The sequence below is a fragment of the Legionella bozemanae genome, assembly GCF_900450575.1.
GTDB lineage: Bacteria > Pseudomonadota > Gammaproteobacteria > Legionellales > Legionellaceae > Legionella > Legionella bozemanae.
The window spans coordinates 1,721,624-1,740,235 of sequence record NZ_UGGY01000001.1 but is presented as its reverse complement, the minus strand read 5'-3'; the positions used below and the strand labels follow the sequence as shown (position 1 = coordinate 1,740,235).

The window sequence follows — 18,612 nt, the reverse complement described above, 5'->3', positions numbered from 1 at the left end:
TTGAATTTTTGAAGTATATTTTTTATTTGGAGTGTCGGCATGGGTATTGCGAAGCTGCGCTTTTTCAGCACAAAACCACAAAGTATTGGTGGATTAGCATCAGCCATAGAACGTAATGTGCCTTATTACAGAATTCATGGTACTTTTCCTGAGTATGGCTTGCCAATAAGAGGCAATTTTGACAAAGTAACTATTGAGGCATTAACTAAATACTTATCGGAAAAAAAACCACTAATAACATATGGTGGAGCCACTGTTCTTGATGATTTATTCACTGGCTTTTTAAAAGATAAAGAAATTGAAAACGGGAAAAGTGGATTAATCGTGGGCGTTGCGGAAAGACTAATTGTATTATCTTCACTTGATTTCATTCCAGAAGAATATATTCACGGAGCAATCATCGAGGGTTTACCTGCGGAGCGTATTGTTGCTTACATCACGGATTTAAAAGACTTGCTTGATGGAGAAATTGTAAGAAATCACTTTGCAGAGGTGAACTCCTCATTGCCCCCAACAGTAACACTACCTGAAATAGAAGATTCTGACTTTGTACACTCTGTATGGGAATCAGCATCTTCCAAAGATACATTAAGAAACGAATTTTAATGCACATAGAGCAGCTTCATTTAATATTTTCTTAATATTTTGTCTATATATTTATCACTTTAATTAATAAAAGGATAAATATGAAATTTCAAAACTCCTTGTTTGAAGACCGCTACAATGAATACTGGAATAAAAACGTAGTAACATTGGATGAAACGATTCGCAACACTTCTTTAGGCCTTAATTTATTTGAAAATCGAGCAAATGTGACTCAATTAATCGAAGCATATCAACAGCATATTTTAACTATTTTAACAAATTTGGACCGCCAGTCTTATCTATTCGAAGACAAAGAATATGTACAAGCATACATGAAAAATACCGTGAGCCAAACAGTTGAAGATTTTTCTTTTTATGCAAAGATATTTCCTGAGACTCAGGAAATTTGCTCAAAATTTTTAAAGACGCTTGGTGTAAACTCACCATCAGAAACTAAAGAAACCTCATATGTTCCTATGTGTAACAATTGATGTTCATGAGTTTTGCCTGTATCTAAGTTCAATTCAATACAGGCTAACCCTGGTTGATTACAGTAATTAATTAAAAGATTCTGCAGAATATCTTCTTTGAGGAAGATCCTGATGAGCAGTGTTGTCTACATGGTGATGCAGCCTACTTGCCTTATCTTCATCAAAGAAATATGGAGAATACGTCAACTCAGCTCTTGAAGATTTTTTAACAAAACAGAAAAATGTTGCTTTTGCTACATCCGTTGCAGAACGAACTTCTTCTTTCACCAATGTAAACCCAAGTTGTTTGGTGATTACATCAAGAATATTTTTAGAAAAATAAAGCGATTGATATTCAGATTTAAATTTTGAAATAGCTTCCATAGCATCTTCAGGATTAAGAATTTGCTTTTTATCAATGCTATATCTTAGGTTTAATAAAATATGAGATAGATCCAAGATATCCTCATCAAAACAATTCGCATGCTCTGATAAAAAGAGAATGCCCCCTGGCTCTAAAATTTGACTTGCCTGTTTTAAACTGTCGAGCTGTGCCTGAAACGATGGGAAATGATGTAATGAATGATTATACATCACCACCGCAAATTTTTTCCCCTTAAGTGCACCTAATAGATCACTGCCATCATATTCATAATAGTTATGAAGTTGTGCCATATAATGATTTTTTCTTTTTTTATCACTGCTATTTTCACCACCCCAGTCAATCTCAGTTTGAATATCAATTGCATTTCCTTCCATCTCTAAATGCTGGCTTACCAAATAAGTCATTGCACAATCACCAGCACCTATATCAAGAAGGGCTTTTCCTTTCAATTTTTCCTTCTGTTGAGGTGAACAATGAGAGGTGATGATACGAGTTATATTTGCAGATTTATAATGCTGATACTCTGTATCAGTCATTGAAAACTCCTTTTTATTCTGCATGCCAACTGAAAGATACCATTGATGAATTAATGCAGCAGCCTCAGGATCAGGAGTTACCGAAGGTAAGTCTTGCAGTGTTTTAATAAAATCCAATACCATTTGTTTGTCTATATCTGGAAATGTATATAAAAAAGCTTTTTCTGCTTGTTTTTGGCGAGCCTTGGATTTTAATAGTTTAATTATTTGATTAGGCTGAATAATTTGTTGTGGGGCTGAAACTGGAGTTTTTTTTGCAACTTCAATCTTTTGCATAAGATTAGAATTTTCCTGACTGGTCTCATCATTGCTGTTCGTAATTGCTGGCATATCACCTCTATAATCAATTCAAATTGTTGTTCATTATATGCCAATTATTATTATTTTCAACTCACATTGACTCTTTATTTCTCAATCAATGTGATTAGTCATTATTAATGATAAATGGTAGAGTTGCTGAAAAATGCTTTTGTAGTGTATTCTGGTTTTGCTTTTGGCTAGGACGCTAATTTATGAAAGAGCCTTATTTCCATTTCACTAGTTCACTAGGATTATTATTTGCTAGTTTTTTCGTATTTCTTATTCTTTTAGGAATTTGGAATGTATTCCAAAAAGAGCACACTATATTAAGAAACTTTCCTCTCATAGGTTATGTACGCTATGTCTCTGAATCATTGGGGGTCTATTTAAGACACTTTTTTTTTACTCGAGACCGGGAAGAGTTACCTTTTAATCGCACTGAACGTACATGGATTTATGAAGCAAGTAAAAATACCGACACAACTATAGGATTTGGAACTACTCGGGACAGAAAACCGAATACAATATATTTTGTTGACTCACCTTTTCCCGTGCTTAAACGATATGTAGTAAAAGCACACTCTGTGACAATTGGAATGCATTGCAAATATCCCTATACAACAAACTCATTAATCAATATTTCGGCAATGAGTCATGGATCCATTTCGCAAAATGCGATTCTTGCTTTATCGCATGGTGCAAAAAAAGCGGGGTGTTGGCTCAATACAGGGGAAGGCGGCTTATCCCCTTATCATTTAGCAGGTGGATGTGATTTGATTGCTCAGATTGGATCAGCAAAATATGGATACCACGATAAAGACGGTAACTTGTCTGATGAAAAATTAAAAGAAGCAGCGGCACATCCTCAAGTTAAAATGTTTGAAATTAAACTCAGTCAAGGATCCAAACCAGGAAGAGGTGGAATATTACCCGCTGTTAAGGTAACAAAGGAGATTGCTAAAATTCGGGGCATCAAACCTCACGAAGATTCTATTAGTCCAAATCGCTTTCCTGAAATTTCAAATTCATTTGAATTACTTAATCTAATTCATCATGTAAGAGAAGTAACTGGAAAACCTACGGGATTTAAAGTTGTTCTTGGTGATTATGAATGGCTGGACGAGTTATGTGAAGAAATCCTCAAACGAGGTGTGGAGTATGCACCGGATTTTATTACTCTTGATGGTGCTGAGGGGGGAACAGGAGCCGCTCCTCTAACGCTTGCGGATTATATGGGCCTATCTCTAACAGAAAGTCTCCCTGTCCTTGTCGATAAACTAGTAGAATATGATTTGCGTGATCGAATCAAAATCATTGCCTCCGGCAAATTAATTACCCCCGGAATGGTAGCCTGGGCACTTTGTGTTGGAGCGGATTTTGTCAATTCAGCGCGTGGATTTATGTTTGCGCTTGGCTGTGTACAAGCGCTGAGATGTCATAAGAATACATGTCCGACTGGAATTACAACTCACAACAAATGGCTAACCCGAGGCTTAAATCCTAAAAACAAGGCCGTTCGCGTTTATCATTATGTCAAAAACCTCACCAATGAAGTAGGTATCATCTGTCATTCCTGTGGTGTAGAAGAGCCACGAGAATTAAGACGACATCATGCCCGAATTGTGTCAGAGCATGGTACATCTGTTTCCCTGGCAGATATTTATCCTCCAAAGGAAAAAGGTTCAAAAATTAGCAAAAAGCAAAAGTCATAAAAATACCCAAGTACAATAAAAAGAATCACTCAGGTATGCTCTATCATTAAAAACTAGGAAATATCTTTCTGTGCTCTCTCCACAGCCAGATAAACGCTGAAAATAGTAATTACGGCCATAATGATAAGATACACAGATACAGGCCAAGTACTCCCATGCGCCCACTCTACTAATCCAGTAGCAAGTAATGGAGCTAATCCCCCAGACAATGCTGCTGATAAATGATAAGCAATTGCCGTTCCGCTATAACGAATACGTGTTTTAAATAATTCGGAATAAAATGCTCCCTGGGCACCATGCATCATTGCATGAGGAATGCACATCCCAAACACTATAGCAAAAAAAACTTGCACTGGATTTTTTGTTTGTAACAACCAAAAAAATGGAAATGCAAAGAAAGCCATCAATAAAGCACCGGAAATATAAACGGGGCGACGTCCTATCCGATCAGAGATCATACCAAAAAAGGGAATTGAAAACGTTTCCAAAACAGCACCAATCATCACAGCATAGAGAAGAAGTGATTTTGGTAAATTCAGAACAAGTGTTCCATAACTTAATATAAAAACAGTTAAAACATAAAATGAAGCGCTTTCAATGAAACGAGCCCCTATCGCCAAAATAAAGTTTCTAAAATGAGAACGCAACATTTCCAAAGCAGGAACTATGGGCGGTCGTTTATTCTTTGTTGCGTCCACAAAAATCTTACTCTCCATAATCTGCAATCGAATATAAAGACCGACCATAATTACAATGAAACTCAGTAAAAAAGGAACACGCCAACCCCAAGATAAAAATTGCTCATTTGGAAGTGCGGAAAATAAAAGAAATATTGCGATGGAAATGACCAACCCCAAAGGAGCTCCTGCATTTGGCCAGCTTGAATAAAATCCTCTTTCTTTTTCCCGGCTAACTTCAGCAGACATCACTACCGCACCAGCCCATTCTCCTCCAACTGCTATACCTTGCGTACATCGCAAAATCACTAATAAAAGCGGCGCAAATATCCCTATTGTCTGGTAAGTCGGAAGTAACCCGATTAAAAAAGTAGATATCCCCATCATACATAGTGTAATAACAAGCATACTTTTTCTACTTAATTTATCACCATAGTGACCAAAAATAATTCCCCCTAAGGGCCTGGCAAAGAAACCAACGGCATAGGTTGCATACGCAGCCATAATTCCAGCTACAGGGCTAATTTTAGGGAAAAAAAGTTTATTGAAAAATAAAGCTGAGGCGGTACCAAAAAGATAAAAGTCATACCACTCAATTGTAGTTCCAACCATACTTGCAAGAGAGACTTTTCTTGATGCTTTAGATTTGGGATCTTGTCGTATTACTGCCATAATTCTCAATAGTAACAATAGGATATTACACTTTATCCTATATGAATTATTTTCAGAATGCGAGGATTAATTCGAGCACCCTGGAGTATGTTTGCAGCCAAGTTTTTTATTTTTACACTGAAGCAAAAATCTTACAGTCATACAATTTATCCGGATCGTACTTATTACTTTCTTTCAATTTTTTTTGCTACACTACAATTGATCCGATTCACAGTCTTTTATTATCGGCAAATAGATAATCTGTTCGGTAAATAATTAAAAGTAGAATAAGGAAATTCGATATGAACTATTTAGAGATTATTCTAAAAACTCTAAATAAATTTGCACAAAATTTCATTGCACTCATTCCCAATATCATTATTGCCATTTTTTTTGCCTTTATTACTTATTTTCTCGCGAAAATAATTAGCCGTCTTGTGAGTTCGTTTTTGCCGAGAATAGCAATTCGTGCCAATTTAGTAACAATTTTTCATAAGCTAACCATTATCATAGTATGGTTTTTAGGAATATTAATTATTTCAGCCATCTTAATTCCCTCAGTAACAACTGCAAATATTTTGGCAACTTTGGGACTAACCTCTGTCGCAATCGGCTTTGCATTCAAAAATGTTTTTGAAAATTTTTTTACTGGTATTTTGATCTTACTCAGAGAACCTTTTAGCATTGGCGATTTTATTGAGGTCGAGTCACAACATGGGGATGCTAAAGGTTATGTTCATCGTATTTCTGTTCAAAATACTCATTTACGTAAAACGGACGGTTCCCGGGTATTCATCCCGAACTCTAAAATGTATGCCAGTATAGTACGGGTATTTACTGATGAATCACTCAGACGTGAAAAAATTGTTTGCAGTATTGATTTTGATACTGATATAGAAAAAGCGCGTTCAGTCATTAAAAATGCTATGGAACAGTGTAAAACAGTTTCTAAAGATAAGTACATTCAAGTCTATGTGGTTTCTTTTTCTTCTAATGGCGTTGACTTTGCAATATATTGGTGGACAAATCCCGAACCCAGCCAACAACGTCGCTCACTTGATGAAGTACTTACAGCAATTAAAAATGCGCTTGATAAGGAAAAAATCCCGATGACTTATTCCACTCCAGTGAGCTTTCTTGAACCTTTGATAGTTCATAATAAAGAAAAAAGTAAAAACCAAAATAAAGAAAATAATAAAAAGTATAATAATAATTCTGAATCTTAGATAAACACTTAAAGTGCTTTTCCCAGAGCAAATCAGTACTGTACTGAATCAATTAAAAAGAATAAAATCTTCTTGTCTTATTATTTTACTGTTCTGCACATTCGGATGTTTCAAAAATGAGCCAGTTTTTAGATTTCTCTCTTCTTAAAAAAAATCGAGACTTCAGATTACTTTATTTAGGTCAATTTATTTCATTTATAGGTACAATGATCAGCAGTGTCGCACTACCCTATCAAATTTATCAAATTACTCAGTCAACTTTTTTGGTCGGTTTACTCAGTTTGGTTCAATTATTGCCACTATTAATCACTGCGCTGATTGGTGGTGTATTTGCTGATCGATACAATCGTCGCAGATTATTAATTATCAGCGAATTACTTCTTGCTATAGGATGTTTGATACTGGCTCTTAACTCATATCAGACATCCCCCTCACTAAGCCTTATTTTTATCATTTCAGCTTCTATGTCTGCAATTAACGGCTTACATCGTCCTGCTTTTGATAGTGTTATGCAACAAATTGTTAACCCGAGAGATTACAAAAAAATGGGGGCGCTTGCTACATTTAAATTCAGTTTTTGTATGATTATTGCACCAGCCCTTTCCGGACTTATTATTGCTCAATACGGCATAGTGATTACTTACTTAGTTGATTTAATTACATTTTTTATGTCATTAATCGCTTTAGTCAGAATTCATACTATTCCCAAGCCCGTCACCCAGAAGCATCCTTCCATTTTATCATCCCTAAAACAAGGGGTTTCTTTTGCATTTAATAGGCAGGAATTAATAGGAAGCTATACTGTAGATTTTATTGCCATGGTTTTTGCATGGCCTAATTCATTACTTCCTGCTATTGCCCAATCTTTTGGTGGTGCAAAAACCTTAGGTTTGCTCTATTCTGCACCTGCTGCAGGAGCACTGATTATTTCATTTTTCAGTGGTTGGACTGCAAAAATAAACTATGATGGCAAAGCCATTGCCATTGCCTCTGCATTGTGGGGTGCAGCCATCATTGGGTTTGGCTTATCAAATTCACTTTGGTATGTCCTGTTTTTCTTGGCACTTGCTGGTGCTTTTGATGCGATAAGCGGAATATTTCGTACTACTTTGTGGAATAATACCATTCCAACAGAATATCGCGGAAGGTTGGCCGGTATTGAAATGATCGGTTATTTGAGTGGGCCTAAATTAGGTGATACACGCGCTGGATTTATTGCCACCAGTTTTAGCATTCCGACTGCCCTGATCTCAGGTGGTGTATTATGCATTATAGGAGTAACTTTTTGCTGTTTGGCCTTACCAAAATTTTGGCATTACCGCTCACACCCAGCAGAAAACGTACCAGACGCGCAATAACTTCATACAAACTCCCAAGCAGAAGAATATAAAAGGAAAAATAAGCTTTATACTTAAAAAATAGTTATACTTGTTATTAAGGATATTAAAAATTCTTTTAATCAAATAAGGACATTCATGAAACAAGCAATATTATTGTTATTACTTTTGACCTCTTTGTTGGCAGGATGTCATACGCCAAATCCCGGGCAAGCTTCTAAAATAGATAACGCAGGTTACGGTGGAGTTGGTGGCGCTGGTGGAAGCGGTAGCTCTGGGGGACCTGGTAGCTCTGGAGGGCTTGGTGGAGTTGGCGGTGGTCGTTAAGTGGGTACTTTTCAGGATGATACTCAAGATAGCTCGCAATTTTTCACTTAAGTTATCTTGAAAATTCACACGCTTAGAAATTAATAAAAAAGTTTACCGATATAATATTGGCTAAAAAGTCAGGAACGCCAAAACGTCGAATGTATTGATTCATATAGCCAATTTCAGTAGTGGCTATGGGGTTTATTTTATAACCCAAACCGATGAAAAATCGGTTTTGATCAAAACCCCGACTGTTTGTACCCACAAAATTATTCTTATGAAGAAACAGTTCATCGCTCGTAACAAAACTAAATTTAGCATATTGTTTAAGTGGCATCGAAATTTTAATAAGCTCTCTAAATCGATAAGCCGTTTTAGGATTATTTTCTAGAAATCGCTGTTCTGTGCGTGTTCGGCTGGTAAATGTCAAATATTGATTGGTTTTAGTCCATAAAAGTTGTTGCCAAATTCGATCTTCTTCAAATGGGTTAGAGGCATTAGGTTTTCCCGTATATATCCAGGCATATCCAACCCAGATACTCAAATTCTCTGTTAATGCGTAACCTAATCCTGGACGTACTAATATCTGTGAAAAGCGACTGCTATCATCCCCTAAACGCTCTTGCGTTTCTAACCAATATCGTACACGACTCAGTATTTTATCCCTACTATGAGTCTTGCCAGTCGCTGTTACATTAAACCAAGATTGAAAATCACGCTCAAGTGCACATTCTGCATTTTTCGGCCAACCCAAAACAAATATCCCTACTAAAAACCAGAATAATATACCTATCCTTTGCATTATTATTTTTCAAGTTAAAAAGAGACACATTTTAGTAGGTGTTGCTTAGATTGAAAAGTATTTTCCTGCATTTAAAAGGATGTGCGAGCTTAAAGCCCTCGGGATAATGATCCAATTAATGTCTCAAGAGCTCAAATTAGAATTTAAGTTGGATACTTAAGCCAAATAGGCATCACTTTATTGAGGTAGACCATAAACTTCCATAAGCCTACCTGAGATTCCACATTACCATAGACATCTGCCTTAGTTTCTGGATAGGCAATACCTAAACCAAAGAGTCCAGGTCCAATAATACCAACATAGGGATTATGACGTACATGCTCATAATCACCAATAATAATATTTTTACGTTGCTCAAAACCTACTGCATAAATTACTTGGTCGCATTCAGGCAAAAAACGTGCAATATTTGGTTCACTGACATTGTAACGTACGAGATTAGAAGGCAAAACTCCATCAATGTGTTCTCTGGCCCAAGCCGCACTCTGCCCCTTTAGACCAGTATTATCAAAAAGAATCCAATCATCCATCTCAATAGCGTAACAACAAGGCGAGCGATAAAAATTAATGACTTTTTTAACATCCAATTCTACAAGATACTTTAAAATAATGATTGCAGAATGAGAGGAACCAAATACTCCATAAGTTTCATCACGTTGAACAACAGCAGACAATTTTTCCTTATCAATTGCTGTATCAAAAGGAATCACATTAACGCCAGGATAATTTAATGTTGATGGCAATGCGCCTGTAGCCAATATTACATTTTTAGCGTGGTAGGTTTGTGAATCCGAACTTAAAGACCATAGGCGCTTAGATAAAAACATATTATGAATGGTTGTTTTTACCGCGTGGACTTTTTGTAAAAAATTTTCTGTAATCCATTGCAAGGGCTCTGCCATGTAACTCAAAGTACATGTTTCATCCAGTGGTAGATGATTTAATTGAAAATCAATTGGGGCCTCTTGGTAATGAAAAGAATGGACTGCTGATAAAAAATCTTTAAAGTATTTAACCTTAGTATTACTTGAAACATTACGCCAATAAAGACCAAAATCTCCAACCTTAAAATGAGGATCAAACCATAAAATATCCTCTGGTAAAATACCATTATCCAATAATTTGCCCACGGCTGCGATCCCTGATGGACCGGCCCCGACCACTGCCCATTGATATATTTTTTTATGCATAAACTTATTCTTGATCACAAGTATTTACCAGAACACAAGTACCTGAACTACAATCATCTATTGTTTGGCATGAAGGATCATAATAACCTTCATTAGGTACCCCAAGAACCACATTAGTATCATCATTTAAATTATCATCATACCAAATACCATCATTCCAGGTATTTACATTGACACTCCCTCCATACCATTCGTTGTTGTAGTAATAATTACCATGGTAATTGTTATAATACCCGTTATTGTATCCATTACTATGGTATCCAGTATTTGGAAGCGCACCATGATAGCCTCCCCCATACCCCTCAAAAGCAAAGGTTGAAGTACTTGGCAGGAAACATAAGGTAGATAGTAAAACACGTGCGCAGAGTTTCATTTTCTTTCCTTAGAGTTTAAAAGGCCAGTTTTTTAATAAAGTATAGTACTCGAAATGAAAGTAAGCGCAACAAAATTTCATGATAAATAAATAGAAATTTTGAACTCTTATGGTACACTCAAGTGATTATTTGTTCTGAGATGGAGGTTCTATGATTTATCTATCAATTCCTGTTGGTATGGTTTTTAGAAAAGTGACTACCGAAGCAAAGATAAGGGATTGTTTTGTGGATCCCAAAGGAGGGACCGTCATAGAACTGCAAGATTTGGTTAAAGAAGCTTTACGTAACAATACAGGCCGCAAAAACCGTATTGAGATAGAAAAGGGATTTACTATATATTTGAACACACCACCAAATACCGATGAATCTTTTTTAACCTATGTTCCCAATCACAATGGAAAATATCCAACTGCTGTAGAACCTAAAATTATAAGTGGAAAAAGGGTTCAGAAATATGATCCCAAATCCCACACAAGATACGGTTCTTTTTGGCATCAGCATATGTTTTTAACCGTTGAACAAGAAGTGGAAATTGAAGATAAGATGTTGGAACAAAGAGAAAATCGCAGACATAGTGGCAATAGCCCTAATGCAACCTAATTTTTATTTTAGATAAAAAAATAGAATGGATGCAGCAATGGTGCATCCAGGCTTACTCAAACAATGAATCAAAACCTAGCTAAAACCGTGATTCGGTGACATGCATAATCAATTATGCTAATATGCTTTTCGTTCCAAAATAGCTTTTATTTAACCTACACTATATATATTGGAACAAAATATATTGGACAATCAAATAACACTTTTTGGATTCATATGGCAGTTACTATAAAGACCTCTGACGAAATTGAGAAAATGCGTATTGCTGGCAGACTTGCTGCCGAAGTTCTTGAGATGATTGGTCCTCATGTACAAGAAGGCATCACCACTGACGAATTGAATACTATTTGTCATGATTACATTGTGAATACACAAAAAGCAATTCCCGCCCCTTTAAACTATAATGGCTTCCCAAAGTCTATTTGTACCTCAGTAAACCATGTGGTTTGTCATGGAATTCCGGGAAAAAAGATTTTAAAAGATGGAGACATAATTAATATTGATGTCACCGTCATTAAAGACGACTATCATGGGGATACCAGTAAAATGTTCATTATTGGTACACCATCAGTCAAAGCAAAACATGTGATTCAAGTAGCTCATGAATGTTTGTTTATTGGAATTGACATGGTAAAACCCGGAGTCCAGTTAGGTGATATAGGTTATGCCATACAACAACATGCAGAAAAAAATCGCTGCTCGGTTGTCCGTGATTATTGTGGCCACGGTATAGGTCGCGTTTTCCATGAAGATCCTCAAGTATTACATTACGGAGTACCTGGAACAGGAATGAAATTGGAACCAGGTATGACTTTCACTATAGAACCCATGATCAATGTTGGAAAACACCATACCCGCTTATTGCCTGATCAATGGACTGTAGTCACTAAAGATCATAGTCTTTCAGCCCAATGGGAACATACCTTATTGGTTACCGATGATGGTGTAGAAATTTTGACTCTGCGCGATGAAGAACGAAAGTAAACAGACAACGGGCCATCTCTTTTCCCAAGAGCAGGATGCAGAAAAAAAAGGGATGACACTTGAACTGCAACATCTTAAAAATACCCTAAAACAATTTAAAGAAAAACTTCGCGAAGAATTCGATTATAAAACCAATATTACCACCATCATTCGTAAATTAGTTACCTTCATTGATGATTTGGTTATTCGTTTATTTATCAAGAATCAACTGGATCATGATGACTTTTGTCTTCTTGCTCTTGGCAGTTATGGACGCAGGGAACTGCAACTCTATTCTGATGTTGATATATTATTGCTGCATACTGATAAAGTCTCTAAATCACAATTGCATCGTGCACAAAAATTTATTCAGGATTGCTGGGATGTAGGTTTGGATCTCAGCCATCAAATTACTAGTGTTTCTTCTTGTGCCGAACTTGCAAGTCAAGATGTTACGGTAATTTCCAGCCTCATGGATATGTTTTTATTATGTGGCCGCGGTGCATTAATGGAAGAATTAATTTATCAAATCCATCCCTTACACATGTGGACCAGCCAAGATTACTTTTTAGCAAAACTCCAAGAACAAAAAAAACGTGATGCCAAGTACGGTGAAACAGCTTATAACTTGGAACCCAATGTTAAATATGGTCCTGGCGGCCTACGTGATTTGCAGATCCTGCTCAGTATTGGCAAACGCCATTTTAACATTAAAAAATTGGCTGATGGTATAAACTATGGATTCATTACTGACAAAGAATATGAAAAACTTACTTATTGTCAGCATTTTCTCTGGCGTGTGCGTTTTGCTTTACATGTATTAGCTGAAAGAGCAGAAGAACGCTTATCTTTTGATTACCAAATCAAACTAGCCCAGTTTTTTGGCTATAAAGATAAACCTCATTCATTAGCCATAGAACAATTCATGAAAGATTACTTTAAAGTAATTAAACGTAACAGAGAGCTCAACGAAATGTTATTGCAAGGGTTTGATGAAACCATCGCCCACTCTCCAAAGCAAAAACTGTTTCATCTGGATAATGAATTTCAGCTATCCAACAATTACATTGAAGTAAGAAATACTCGTGTCTTCATTCACCATCCACAGGCACTATTAAAATTATTTCTTTGGATAGCAAAACGACCTGATATCGAAGGCGTTCGCGCAAATACTATCCGCTTAATTAGGGAATCACTCTATCTGATGAATAAACGTTTTAAAGCATCTTCAGAAACAACAGAATTGTTTATGAGTATTCTTAAAACAGCGGATGGACCTTACAAGGCGTTGCATCGAATGAGCCGATACGGTGTTCTAGCGCATTACCTTGAATGTTTTGCAATGGTAACCGGACAAATGCAGTATGATTTATTTCATGTTTATACAGTAGATCAACATACTTTATTCGTAATTCGTAATTTATCCCGTTTCAAAGAAAAAAACTATGCAGAGCAATTTCCCCTCTGTGTACAAATAATGCAAACTTTAAAAAAACCTGAGTTGCTTTACTTAAGTGCATTATTTCATGATATTGCCAAAGGACGAGGTGGTGATCATTCAGAGTTAGGTGCGATTGAAGCGTCGCATTTTGCACAAAATCATAATCTTGAAAAAGAAGACGGTGATTTACTTGTTTGGCTTGTGCGCAATCATCTTATCATGTCACAAACAGCACAAAGACAAGATATTTATGACCCCAATACTATAAAAAATTTTTGCCAGCTTTTACCACAGCCCTATTACCTCGATTATCTGTATTTGTTAACCGTTGCTGATATTTGCGGTACTAATCCTAACTTATGGAACTCCTGGAAAGACTCTCTACTTAAAGAGTTATATCGTGCTGCCAAACATATGTTGCATAAAGAGCAAGAATTAATAGATGAAACTGCACTCATCAAAGCACGCAAACAATATGCATTATCCATATTGGTTATGGAAGGTGTAGCAGAAAAAGCAGTAGAAGATTTATGGAAGCAATTCAAAGAAAGATATTTTTTGCATGAGTCCCCTGAAATCATAGCACGCCATACCAAAGCGATACTTGCCTGCACTAAATTTCCCCTGGTAATAATTATGCCTCACCACAGCCAGGGCGGAACTGAGGTTTTTATTTACATGCCTCACCGAGATGATCGATTTGCTATTGCAACAACTGTTTTAAGTAATCACAATGTCACCATTCAGGAAGCAATGATTCTTACCTGTAATAATCAATATGATTTAGATACCTATATTATTTTAGATGAACAAAATCAGGCGTTTTTTGATAAACAGCGTTCACATGACATTCAACAGGCCCTATGTACTCACTTGGCAAAAACCGAACAATTACCAGTTGTAGCACGAAAAAGACTTTCGCGTGCTTTAGCACATTTTAATGTAAAAACTCAAATCCATTATAATGACGACTTAACTTATCATCAAACCCGTTTATTTCTAGTCACTGGTGATAGACCCGGGTTACTGGCAACAATAGGTAGAGTCTTTTCAGCATTAAATATTCACTTACATAACGCAAAAATTGTGACTGCCGGGGAGCGCGCAGAGGATACATTTTACATTACAAATCAACAAAATCAGTCATTAACGAATGAAGAAAAGGAAATTTTAAAACAAAGGTTAATCCACGAATTGCAAGCCACTTCAAAATGAACAATGATTATCAGGTAATAGCTCAGGTCTCCCATGTGAATGTTTACTCGACCGGTTGGATTTGAGCGCAGGTTGTGAGAAAATTTTTCTAAGCAAGCGCAGCATACATCAGTATGTGAGCATTGATTAGGGAAATTTTTTCGCAAGATGTACCAAATACGGCCGTTCCCTGATTGAGGGCTACTCACTTACATTATCGACACATTTGGAAAAAATCAGTAAGTAAAAGGGAACATTCCGCTTGCATTATTCCTTCATCAATTTGAACTTTATGATTCAAGGGATAACCTTGCAATAAGTTATAGACAGATCCTGCAGCACCTGCTTTAAAATCTCTAGTTGCAAAAACCACTCTTCTAATTCGCGCATGCACAATAAGTCCAGCACACATAGCGCATGGTTCAAGAGTCACGTAGAGTGTTGTATCTAATAACCGATGATTTTTTACTTGTTGTGATGCCTGTCTAATTGCACGAACTTCTGCATGTTCTGACGGATCATGACTGTTTTGGATAAAATTTCGTCCCAAACCTAATAACTGATTGTCTTTGCTCACCAATACGGCACCAACAGGAACCTCCTCTTCCTCTTGGGCGAGAAGAGCCTGTTCGTATGCTTTTTGCATCCAATAGTAATCATTCATTATTAATTATAAAAAATAAATTTAAAACTTTGTTCTGGGTGAGCTGAGGCAAAATTTGCAAGCACAAATTGCCTGGGTTACGGCTGCGCCATAACCCAGTACAATTTAATTATTCCCATTCAATCGTAGCGGGTGGTTTACCTGAAATATCGTAAGTTACACGAGATACGCCCTCTACTTCATTAATAATCCGATTGGATATATGACCTAGAAAATCCCACGGCAATTGCGACCAATGCGCTGTCATAAAATCAATCGTCTCAACAGCACGAAGACAAATCACATAATCGTATTTACGTCCATCCCCCATCACCCCAACACTTTTAACGGGTAAAAATACAGCAAAAGCTTGACTGACTTTATGATATAGATCAGCTTTTTTTAATTCTTCAATAAAAATAGCATCAGCTCGACGTAAAATATCGGCATATTCTTTTTTAACTTCCGCTAAAATTCGCACGCCCAAACCTGGACCAGGAAATGGATGACGGTATACCATATCATGAGGCAAACCTAACTCAAGTCCTATTTTACGCACCTCGTCCTTAAATAATTCACGAATAGGTTCTAATAATCTCAAATTTAATGTTTCTGGCAACCCCCCCACATTATGATGGGATTTAATTACGACTGAAGCACCATTTGTACTTGTTGCTGCCGACTCAATAACATCAGGATAAATTGTTCCTTGTGCCAACCATGAAACCCCAGGAATTTTTAATGCTTCTTCATCAAATACTTCAATAAAAGTACGTCCAATAATTTTTCTCTTTTCTTCAGGGCAGGTAATACCTTTCAGCGCATACAAAAATCGCTCTTCTGCTTGAACTGCAATAATTTCAATACCCATATGCTTGCCAAACATTTCCATAACTTCTGTTGCTTCATTCAAACGCAACAAGCCAGTATCTACAAAAACACAAACCAACTGTTTGCCAATCGCTTTATGTAATAAAGCAGCAACAACAGAAGAATCCACACCTCCAGACAAGCCGAGTAAAACTTTCTCGGTTCCTACCTGAGCTCTGATTTTATTAATTGCTTCATCAATAATGAGTTCAGATGTCCAATTAGTCGACGCGTGACAGATATCGACAACGAAACGATATAAAATGCGCATCCCTTGTAATGTATGTGTCACCTCTGGATGAAATTGTACCCCATACATATGACGACTTTCATCAGCCATTCCTGCAATCGGCGCGTTACGTGTCTCACAAATTACCTTAAAACCGAGAGGTAATTTCGTCACTTTATCCCCATGGCTCATCCAAACATCTAATAAAGCGTTTCCATCAGAACTGAGCCGATCCTCAATTTGAGAAAACAGTTTGCTGTGACCATGCAATTTCAATTCAGCATAACCAAACTCTCTGATTGAAGAGGATTGCACTTCCCCCCCTAATTGCACAGCCATGGTTTGCATCCCATAACAAATCCCCAAAATAGGAAGACCTGTAGTAAATAACCATTGAGGCGCACGAGGATTCTCATTATGAGTAACAGTCGCCGGACCTCCAGACAAAATGATGCCACAAGGATTTAAAGCAGCAAATTGTTCTTGGGTTATGTTAAAAGGATGGATTTCGCAATAAACACCTAATTCACGCACACGTCGTGCAATCAGTTGTGTGTATTGAGAACCAAAATCAAGAATCAGCAAAGGATGTTGTTTTAAATCACTCATTATTAATTATCCACCTGATAGTTTGGTGCTTGTTTTGTAATACTTACATCGTGAACATGTGACTCCCTCATTCCTGCATTAGTCACTTGTACGAATTCAGTCTTAGTATGTAATTGTTCGATATTTTCACATCCTGTATATCCCATACATGAACGCAAACCACCTAACAATTGATGAATAATTGTTTGCGCCAATCCTTTATAAGGAACACGTCCTTCAATTCCTTCTGGAACTAATTTTTCAGAACCTAATGATGCATCCTGGAAATAACGGTCACTAGAACCTTGTGATGAAGCCATAGCTCCAATTGATCCCATTCCTCGATAACTCTTATAAGTTCTTCCTTGGTATAATTCAATTTCTCCTGGAGACTCTTCCGTACCTGCAAACATGCTTCCAAGCATTACAGTATCTGCACCTGCAGCAAGTGCTTTACACACATCACCAGAAAAACGTATACCACCATCAGCAATTATTGGAATTTTTCCTTTAAGTTCTTGTGCCACATTCGCAATTGCAGTAATTTGAGGAACACCAACGCCGGTTACAATCCGCGTAGTACAAATAGAACCAGGGCCTATACCTACTTTTACTGCATCTGCACCCGCTGCATATAAATCTCGAGCTGCGGCAGCTGTGGCTATATTTCCTCCAATCACCTCTATATTCGGATGGTATTTCTTAATCCATTTTACACGATCAAGTACACCTTGTGAGTGTCCATGTGCCGTATCAACAACAAGTACATCAACACCTGCTTCAATTAATGCTTCAATACGTTCATCAGTACCCTCGCCTACACCAACAGCAGCGCCAACTCGCAACTGTTCTGCAGCATCTTTACATGCATAAGGGTTTTCTTTGGCTTTTTGTATGTCTTTAACCGTGATCAAGCCGCGTAATTGAAAAGAATCATTAACCACAAGCAATTTTTCTATACGATGCTTATGCAATAAGCTGCGCACTTCTTCACGACTTGCTCCTTCTCTAACAGTGACCAATTTTGTCTTGGGAGTCATTACTTGCTCGACACTCAAAGATAAGTTGGTTTCAAAACGAATATCTCGGCTAGTTACAATACCGACTAAATTTTCACCATCAACTACAGGAACTCCCGAGAAATTATATTTGGACATTACGTCGAGCAATTCTTTCACTGTGATATTAGGAGTCACTGTAATCGGGTCTTTCACCATACCACTTTCAAACTTTTTCACTTTTCGGACTTCATCAGCTTGCGCCATAATTGTCATATTCTTATGAATAATACCAATACCACCCTCTTGCGCTAAAGCTATAGCTAAGCGAGCCTCTGTCACAGTATCCATCGCTGCTGATACAAGAGGAATATTCAGGCTAATGGCACGAGTTAATTTTGTTTTTAAAGACACATCTTTAGGTAGTATTAAAGAGTGTGCAGGAACAAGAAGAACATCGTCAAAAGTTAGTGATTGCTGCACAATAGAAAGAGCCATTTTATTCTCGTTACAGGAGTTAAATTAACCGAAT

At 37.0% G+C, this 18,612-nt stretch carries 17 protein-coding genes; 9 read left to right on the top strand and 8 right to left on the bottom strand.

The features are described from left to right. Nucleotides 1–39: 39 nt before the first annotated feature. A complete protein-coding gene (locus DY223_RS07470; protein ID WP_058459339.1) occupies nucleotides 40–606 on the top strand; it encodes a hypothetical protein in 567 nt (188 codons plus the stop codon). 80 nt (nucleotides 607–686) lie between these two features. Further along, nucleotides 687–1,076 carry a hypothetical protein gene (locus tag DY223_RS07465; RefSeq protein WP_058459338.1) on the top strand — a complete coding sequence of 130 codons (390 nt, stop codon included), beginning with the start codon at nucleotides 687–689 and terminating at the stop codon, nucleotides 1,074–1,076. Between the two features lie 66 nt (nucleotides 1,077–1,142). Here DY223_RS07465 and DY223_RS07460 read toward each other — a convergent pair whose 3' ends face one another. Then, nucleotides 1,143–2,306 carry a class I SAM-dependent methyltransferase gene (locus DY223_RS07460; RefSeq protein WP_058459337.1) on the bottom strand — a complete coding sequence of 388 codons (1,164 nt, stop codon included), beginning with the start codon at nucleotides 2,304–2,306 and terminating at the stop codon, nucleotides 1,143–1,145. A gap of 182 nt (nucleotides 2,307–2,488) precedes the next feature. Between DY223_RS07460 and DY223_RS07455 the strand changes: the two genes are divergently transcribed. After that, the gene (locus DY223_RS07455) at nucleotides 2,489–3,988 is read left to right on the top strand and encodes an FMN-binding glutamate synthase family protein (RefSeq protein ID WP_058459336.1); all 1,500 of its coding nucleotides are present in this window, start codon (nucleotides 2,489–2,491) and stop codon (nucleotides 3,986–3,988) included. 53 nt (nucleotides 3,989–4,041) lie between these two features. Here the strand turns inward: DY223_RS07455 and DY223_RS07450 are convergent, their stop codons facing one another. Continuing rightward, the gene (locus DY223_RS07450; protein WP_058459335.1) at nucleotides 4,042–5,337 is read right to left on the bottom strand and encodes an MFS transporter; all 1,296 of its coding nucleotides are present in this window, start codon (nucleotides 5,335–5,337) and stop codon (nucleotides 4,042–4,044) included. A 281-nt stretch (nucleotides 5,338–5,618) separates the two neighbouring features. Between DY223_RS07450 and DY223_RS07445 the strand changes: the two genes are divergently transcribed. From DY223_RS07445 to DY223_RS19315, 3 genes are all read left to right on the top strand, one after another. Continuing rightward, complete coding sequence (locus DY223_RS07445; protein WP_058459334.1) at nucleotides 5,619–6,542, top strand: mechanosensitive ion channel family protein; 924 nt, start codon at nucleotides 5,619–5,621, stop codon at nucleotides 6,540–6,542. A 116-nt stretch (nucleotides 6,543–6,658) separates the two neighbouring features. Next, complete coding sequence (locus DY223_RS07440; protein ID WP_058459333.1) at nucleotides 6,659–7,900, top strand: MFS transporter; 1,242 nt, start codon at nucleotides 6,659–6,661, stop codon at nucleotides 7,898–7,900. Between the two features lie 117 nt (nucleotides 7,901–8,017). After that, nucleotides 8,018–8,206: a hypothetical protein gene (locus tag DY223_RS19315; protein ID WP_058459332.1), complete on the top strand. Its 189-nt coding sequence runs from the start codon at nucleotides 8,018–8,020 to the stop codon at nucleotides 8,204–8,206. Between the two features lie 73 nt (nucleotides 8,207–8,279). On the opposite strand, the gene DY223_RS07430 is transcribed toward DY223_RS19315, so the two are convergent. The 3 genes from DY223_RS07430 to DY223_RS07420 all read right to left on the bottom strand — a co-directional run bounded on the left by DY223_RS07430 (nucleotide 8,280) and on the right by DY223_RS07420 (nucleotide 10,553). Further along, nucleotides 8,280–8,990 carry a DUF2490 domain-containing protein gene (locus DY223_RS07430; RefSeq protein ID WP_058459331.1) on the bottom strand — a complete coding sequence of 237 codons (711 nt, stop codon included), beginning with the start codon at nucleotides 8,988–8,990 and terminating at the stop codon, nucleotides 8,280–8,282. 143 nt (nucleotides 8,991–9,133) lie between these two features. Next, entirely contained in the window at nucleotides 9,134–10,180 is a 1,047-nt protein-coding gene (locus DY223_RS07425) for an FAD-dependent oxidoreductase (RefSeq protein ID WP_058459330.1), read from the bottom strand. A 4-nt stretch (nucleotides 10,181–10,184) separates the two neighbouring features. After that, a complete protein-coding gene (locus DY223_RS07420; RefSeq protein WP_058459329.1) occupies nucleotides 10,185–10,553 on the bottom strand; it encodes a hypothetical protein in 369 nt (122 codons plus the stop codon). Nucleotides 10,554–10,704: 151 nt separating this feature from the next. Between DY223_RS07420 and DY223_RS07415 the strand changes: the two genes are divergently transcribed. The 3 genes from DY223_RS07415 to glnD all read left to right on the top strand — a co-directional run bounded on the left by DY223_RS07415 (nucleotide 10,705) and on the right by glnD (nucleotide 14,773). After that, the gene (locus DY223_RS07415) at nucleotides 10,705–11,154 is read left to right on the top strand and encodes a hypothetical protein (RefSeq protein WP_058459328.1); all 450 of its coding nucleotides are present in this window, start codon (nucleotides 10,705–10,707) and stop codon (nucleotides 11,152–11,154) included. A 216-nt stretch (nucleotides 11,155–11,370) separates the two neighbouring features. Then, nucleotides 11,371–12,138 (top strand): type I methionyl aminopeptidase, encoded by a 768-nt coding sequence (map, locus tag DY223_RS07410; RefSeq protein ID WP_058459327.1) that lies wholly within the window; start codon nucleotides 11,371–11,373, stop codon nucleotides 12,136–12,138. A 52-nt stretch (nucleotides 12,139–12,190) separates the two neighbouring features. Next, nucleotides 12,191–14,773, top strand: a complete 2,583-nt coding sequence (gene glnD / locus DY223_RS07405; RefSeq protein ID WP_174223930.1) for a [protein-PII] uridylyltransferase — start codon at nucleotides 12,191–12,193, stop codon at nucleotides 14,771–14,773. 193 nt (nucleotides 14,774–14,966) lie between these two features. Here the strand turns inward: glnD and tadA are convergent, their stop codons facing one another. The 3 genes from tadA to guaB form a co-directional block, all read right to left on the bottom strand. Next, nucleotides 14,967–15,416, bottom strand: a complete 450-nt coding sequence (gene tadA / locus DY223_RS07400; RefSeq protein WP_058459325.1) for a tRNA adenosine(34) deaminase TadA — start codon at nucleotides 15,414–15,416, stop codon at nucleotides 14,967–14,969. Nucleotides 15,417–15,525: 109 nt separating this feature from the next. Then, nucleotides 15,526–17,103, bottom strand: a complete 1,578-nt coding sequence (gene guaA / locus DY223_RS07395; RefSeq protein ID WP_058459324.1) for a glutamine-hydrolyzing GMP synthase — start codon at nucleotides 17,101–17,103, stop codon at nucleotides 15,526–15,528. A 2-nt stretch (nucleotides 17,104–17,105) separates the two neighbouring features. Further along, complete coding sequence (gene guaB / locus DY223_RS07390; RefSeq protein ID WP_058459323.1) at nucleotides 17,106–18,578, bottom strand: IMP dehydrogenase; 1,473 nt, start codon at nucleotides 18,576–18,578, stop codon at nucleotides 17,106–17,108. Nucleotides 18,579–18,612 lie beyond the last annotated feature (34 nt).